The organism is Streptomyces purpureus (assembly GCF_014648195.1).
Lineage (GTDB): Bacteria > Actinomycetota > Actinomycetes > Streptomycetales > Streptomycetaceae > Streptomyces > Streptomyces purpureus.
On the sequence record NZ_BMQQ01000011.1, the window covers coordinates 92,943 to 98,110 of the forward strand.

At 68.7% G+C, this 5,168-nt stretch carries 6 protein-coding genes and 1 pseudogene; 1 reads left to right on the forward strand and 6 read right to left on the reverse strand.

The window, feature by feature from the left end; translation table 11 throughout:
• Nucleotides 1–290: 290 nt before the first annotated feature.
• From IEZ01_RS16170 to IEZ01_RS16185, 5 genes are all read right to left on the reverse strand, one after another.
• Complete coding sequence (locus IEZ01_RS16170; RefSeq protein WP_189202278.1) at nt 291–1,118, reverse strand: protein kinase family protein; 828 nt, start codon at nt 1,116–1,118, stop codon at nt 291–293.
• A gap of 82 nt (nt 1,119–1,200) precedes the next feature.
• Nucleotides 1,201–1,644, reverse strand: a complete 444-nt coding sequence (locus IEZ01_RS16175) for a UCP032817 domain-containing protein (protein ID WP_019887265.1) — start codon at nt 1,642–1,644, stop codon at nt 1,201–1,203.
• Nucleotides 1,645–1,832: 188 nt separating this feature from the next.
• Nucleotides 1,833–1,964, reverse strand: a complete 132-nt coding sequence (locus IEZ01_RS35665) for a hypothetical protein (protein WP_267907261.1) — start codon at nt 1,962–1,964, stop codon at nt 1,833–1,835.
• A 491-nt stretch (nt 1,965–2,455) separates the two neighbouring features.
• The gene (locus IEZ01_RS16180; RefSeq protein ID WP_189202280.1) at nt 2,456–2,842 is read right to left on the reverse strand and encodes a hypothetical protein; all 387 of its coding nucleotides are present in this window, start codon (nt 2,840–2,842) and stop codon (nt 2,456–2,458) included.
• Nucleotides 2,839–3,087 carry a hypothetical protein gene (locus IEZ01_RS16185; RefSeq protein WP_229832985.1) on the reverse strand — a complete coding sequence of 83 codons (249 nt, stop codon included), beginning with the start codon at nt 3,085–3,087 and terminating at the stop codon, nt 2,839–2,841. The genes IEZ01_RS16180 and IEZ01_RS16185 overlap by 4 nt, the downstream gene beginning before the upstream one ends.
• A 324-nt stretch (nt 3,088–3,411) precedes the next feature.
• On the opposite strand from IEZ01_RS16185, the gene IEZ01_RS16190 reads away from it, so the two are divergent.
• Entirely contained in the window at nt 3,412–4,764 is a 1,353-nt protein-coding gene (locus tag IEZ01_RS16190) for an NsdA family TPR-like regulatory protein (protein ID WP_189202282.1), read from the forward strand.
• Between the two features lie 123 nt (nt 4,765–4,887).
• On the opposite strand, the pseudogene IEZ01_RS16195 reads toward IEZ01_RS16190, so the two are convergent.
• Nucleotides 4,888–5,079: pseudogene (locus IEZ01_RS16195) on the reverse strand (enoyl-CoA hydratase); the annotation flags it as partial.
• Between the last annotated feature and the right edge of the window lie 89 nt (nt 5,080–5,168).

Below are 5,168 nucleotides of genomic sequence, written 5' to 3' on the forward strand. Positions count from 1 at the left end.
GCGGCACCACATGCGTCCCCGGCGACAGCTCCGTCATGCCGTACGTCTGCCGCAGCGGCGCGTTCATCAGCGCCGTCAGACCATAGATGTGGAACTGGGGGTCCAGAGGACACTCGAGCCCCATGCGGGTTGACCTCCCTCACGCCGGCGGAAGCGGCCTCACGAGGGTGTCAGCACCACAGAGAACAATCAAGCGCGCTTGCAGGTTTCTGCGCGGCATACCCCCCCCGTACGGCCACTCAGGGCCGTACGAGGGGCGGGTTTCTGCGTTCTCAGAACCGAAATGCCCATCAGGCCGCCAGCGCGGCGCACACCTCGGCGCTGGTCGGCCTGTCCGCCGGGTCGTAGCGCAGCATCTCAGGAATCAGCTTGCCCAGAACCCCGGCCACGTTCACAGGCCGATGTGTGCCGTTCACGATGGCCCGGCGCTGGTCGGGGCGGGACGCATCGTCCGGATACGCGACATGCCGCCATCCGGTCGCGCTGATGAAGAACGAGGCCCCCAGCGCGTAGACGTCCGACGCACACGTGGGGACGGCATATCCGGCCTGAAGGACGCTGCCCGAGATCTCCGGCGCTTCGTAGTGGACGAGGCAGCCTCGATACGGGAAGTCCCACTGTTCGGGGACCGGGCCACCCTGAGCGAGCGCAAGGTCGATGAGAAACGTCCCGGCTGCCCGCTCGATCAGGAAATGAGCAGGCTGCACGTCCCCGTGCACCCAGCCCTTGTCGTGCAGTGCTGCAAGTTGCGCCGCGCAGGACAGCGCTTCACCCAGGTCCGGAGCAGGTGGCGTGTCCTCGCTCCGGTGCGGCTTCCACAGGTCGTAGAGACTGTGCCCTTCTCGCCACGGCTGCGCGCTCCACGTGCCCCGCTCCCACCGTCCCTGGGGAATGCGCTCACCCGTGACCTGCCGCAGCACGGCGGACTCACGGGCAGGGCCAAGGGCCGTCCAGGCGTGCCTTTCCGTGGGGTATCCCAGCTTCACGGCATAGCGCCCCCGGTTCGCAGCGACGTCCCAAAGGGTCGTCCCACGCCGGTTCATGACCAGCCGTTCCGATAAGGGGCGCAACGTCTCGCGGACAGCATCAGGCAGTTCGTACGGTCCCTCTTGGGGCATGGTCCAACCTCCTCACGGCGAAGCCGACCCCCGCCATGGGGGTCGGCTTCACTCAGGTCACACGGGCCGGAGACTATCCGCCCTAGGCTGCGCGGTAGTCGCGTCCGCAGTCGGAGTCACACTGGGCGGCGTTCTCGCCGTTCACGGTCCACAGATCGTCGAGGACCATGAACCCAGCCGCCTTCATGGCGTGCGCCGTCGCCGTGACGTCTTCCAGGGTGCGGCCCCCGCCGCCGGGACGCGGGTTGTGCTCCAGGAAGCGGCCCGCGTTCTTCTCGCAGAACTCGCGGTAGTCGGCGGTGTGCAGGATGAACGCGTGGAGCGCTGCGTCCACGTCGTCGCTCGGCACCATCTCGACCGTTGCCGTTGCCACCGACGCCACGAACGCGATCGCCTGGTCAGTGGCGCGTTCCGCCTTGCCCTGGTCGTAGTTGAAGTGCGTCACGGTGAATTCCACGATGCTGTCGAACAGCGCCGCGTCGACCATCGCACGGCCGGTCCGGACATCACTGGCGGTCGTCGTCATGCTGTGTCCCCTTCAAGGGTGTAGTGGTGCACTGCACTTACTGACTTGTCCCGGTGTCCACTCCACCGGGGCCGGCCCGCCACCCCAAGCCTTCCTGCTATCGGCGACAGGCCGGGCCTTGCCCGCCCCCGCCGAGGAAAGCCGAACCCCATGGGGGAGGTCTCGACACATCCCGACGGGAGCGGAATTCAGGAGGCGAAGGGCAGCACCAGGGCGAGACCGATACCGGCCGCGACCGCGAACACGAACAGCGCCCGCACCGGCCGGCCGACCAAATGCCGTGCCCTCCTCGCCACCGTCGCCCAGCGCTCAGGGCTCACCGCGAGGCCCCTTCAGCGCCGCGCCGCGCCGCTCTCGCCCCTCACGCCACGCCATCGACTCCGGACTCGGCTTCCTACCCATCTGCTCTCTCTCCTCGGTCAGGGGTCGTTGTGCGGTGTGCCGGCCAGTGAAAGAGCGCAGCCCGCGCGCAGCCGCGCCCAGCGGTGCCGAACCTCCAGTACCGGCCCCAACGGAGCACGACGTAGCCGCCGCCCCAGTCGTCCGGCACGTTCCGGATGATCGCCATGTGGTCCTGATCGCGGTTGTGCGGCGGCTTCGCGCACACGGCCCACTGCGACAGCTCACCCGCGTACGACACGAGGAAGCGCCGAGCACTGGTCACCTGCGCGGCGTTCAGCCACACGCGAGAGCCACATGTCTTGTCGCTCACTCGTTCTCGCCGCCGACGTACCGGAGGGTGATCTGGTCGCGATGGGCGACCACCCCTTGCCGGGTCTCCCGCGCTTCCGCCGCACTCTGCCGCGCCACGTCACGCCTCCGCCAGAGCTAAGGCGACCGCCACCACGGGCGCGCCCGCCAGCACCGCAGCCGTCACCGGGCCGGCGAACCGCCCGGCGTACCGAACTGCGCCCCGGAGTACGCACCGAACGAGCGGCGAGCGTTCCCGCACCATCGGCACCGCCCCTTGCACGGCCGAATCGCTGCCATTGCTGGCACCCTCCGCGTCACCGGCACGCCCTGCATCACGGCCCTCCTCGCTGAGTTCCTGCTCCACCGCGTCCGCCAGCTCGACCAGCGCACCCCCTATGGCCATCCGCGTCTTGTGCGCATCCTGTGCGGCGAGGATCTGCGCGAACCCCGCGTCGAGTTCCGCGCGCTGCTCGGGCGTGAAGGTGAACAACTGCTCCGGTCTCACAGCCGCCCCCGCTCCCGCGTCCTGGTGTTCGCCGCGTCCACCGCCGCGCTCAGGGCGTCCGACTGCGCGGCCGGTTCCAGCTCCTCAACCGGCGCCGACCACTCCACACCACCGTTCAACGGCCGGAGAAAGGCCGTGCCCACCCGGACGTCCATCACGCGGCCGACGTGCCCCTCAGCGTCCATGGCGACGTCGCCCGCCTCCCACTGCTGGGGGTGCTCGCAAGCCATCTCGTCGCCGCTCATGCGATCAACCGCCGCAGGCAGGCCGCTACGTCTTCCAGCCCCTCTCGGCCCGGGACGACGTACCCAGAACGCGGTACCCGAGCCGGGTAGGGAATGGCTCGCCCTCCAGAAGTAAGACGATGGAACTCCCCACGGTCGATCGCCGCTTCAAGGTCCGCCAGGCCGACGCCGGGCGCGCGCTTCGGTAGGTGGTGCATCGCTGTCCCCTTCGCCGCTCGCTCTTGCACGCACTACGCAACCGGACGGACACGCACAGCGGTACCGTTTGGCAAGCGGGGAAAGTAGAAGAGGTGGAAAGTTCGCCGACGACAGGAGTGCACAGCCATGGGCAACCGGGCTCCGAACGTGGGTCTGGCCGGACTGCTGAGCGCCGCCAACTGGACGCAGGGCCAACTAGCCGCGCAGGTCAACCGCATTGGCACAGAGGCGGGCCACTCGGTGGGGTGCACCAAGTTCAATGTGAACAAGTGGGTAGGCGGAACGATCCCGCGTAAGCACATCCGGCCCCTGATCTTGGAAGCGTTCGCGCGAAAACTCGCCCGCCCAGTCACCCACGAAGAGGCAGGCTGGCCCCCGCCCGTGGCCGAATCGGGCGTTCCCACCCTTGGGGAGGGGGACACTGTGGAGGGACTTGTCTCTACCGGGAGGGCAGACATGGACCCTGAGCGGCGCAAGTTCCTTGCCACGAGCCTCTATTCGGCAGCATTACCCATCCCCATGTTCCGTGAACTGGTCGACCGCGAGGAATCGAACGCGGCTGGCCGCACGACTCGGATCGGCGCCGGAGAAGTCGCCACGGTCCGCACCATGACGGAGCGTATCGCCGACATCCTCGACGAACTCGGGGGAGCACACGCCCGGCCCATGGCCGCCGCATTCCTCGTCAACACCGTCGCCCCATACCTTCGCGCCGACGCGCCGGAGTCCGTGAAAAGCAGCATGCTCGCCGCAGCCTCCGACCTGGTCTATCTCACGGGCTGGATGGCCATGTACGAGCGCGACCACGGTCTCGGTCAGCGCTACTACCTCCGCGCCCTGAAACTCGCGGGGGCCGCGAACGATCACGTCACGTACTGCCGGACGCTCCGTGGCATGGCGCTACAAGCAGCCAACCTCAAGCATGCGAGCAAAGCCCTCGAACTCGCCGACAGTGCGGCCGAAGCGGCCCCAAAAGCGGGGCCACGCCTTCACGCCTTCCTCGCGGGCCAGCAAGCCCACGGCGCCGCCCTTGTGGGCGACCGACGCCAGGCATTCGCGCGCCTACGGGAAACCGAGGCGGCCCTGTCCAAGGCGGACAACCGACGAGACGCCATCGGCGGATACGACTTGGCCGCCTACTTCTTTCATGTGTCGAGCGTGAACTACGCCCTGGGGGACATCCCCACGTCCGTGAAAGCCATGCAAGACAGCAACCGTGTACGCCCGCCCGTCGAGCGGCAGGGCCGCGCTCACGCGAACGGACTTCTGGCTCAGCGCCAGCTCGAAATGGGACACCTCGAAGCAGCGTGTGGTACCTGGGGGAAGTTCCTCGACGACTACGAGCAGCTTTCGTCTTCACGGGCAGACGAGCACTTCGAGATCATGGAACGCCGGTTGCGCAGCTACCAGACACACCGGGCGGCGCGGGAGCTGCGCGAGCGTGCGGTCGAGCTTGCCCGGCGTAAGGCCGCAGCTTAGGCCGCCGACGGACGCTCAGATGCCCCCCGTCGGAACCTGCCCCGACCGGGGGCGCCCTCCGCGCCCATCTCCCTTGACTGCGTGTCCCGTAGACCCACTGACGTGGAGGAACGGCAGCGCCGCCACGTCCTCGGCCGGGTCGATGCCGGGCACCGGCTCAGGCGCGGCCGCGTCGAACCGCTCCCCCGTCAGGTAGTAGCGGGCCGCGGCCCGCGCGTCCACCTTCGGCAGCAGCGTCAGCGAGATCACCGCCGGCGCCACCCCGATCCGGGCCTCCGTCAGCGCGAAGTCCGACCCCGCCGTCGCCACCGCGACGCGTGACGACCCCTGTCATACCTCTCCCCGCTCCCCTTCCCGGTCCCTCAGCTCACGGCGCAGGATCTTCCCCGACGCCGCCCGGGGCA

Bases quoted from the DNA above. Each gene is read 5' to 3' on its own strand.
- IEZ01_RS16170 (WP_189202278.1), bottom strand. From the start codon at position 1,118: ATGCCCCAAGAGGGACCGTACGAACTGCCTGATGCTGTCCGCGAGACG.
- IEZ01_RS16175 (WP_019887265.1), bottom strand. From the start codon at position 1,644: ATGACGACGACCGCCAGTGATGTCCGGACCGGCCGTGCGATGGTCGAC.
- IEZ01_RS16185 (WP_229832985.1), bottom strand. From the start codon at position 3,087: ATGAGCGGCGACGAGATGGCTTGCGAGCACCCCCAGCAGTGGGAGGCG.
- IEZ01_RS16190 (WP_189202282.1), top strand. From the start codon at position 3,412: ATGGGCAACCGGGCTCCGAACGTGGGTCTGGCCGGACTGCTGAGCGCC.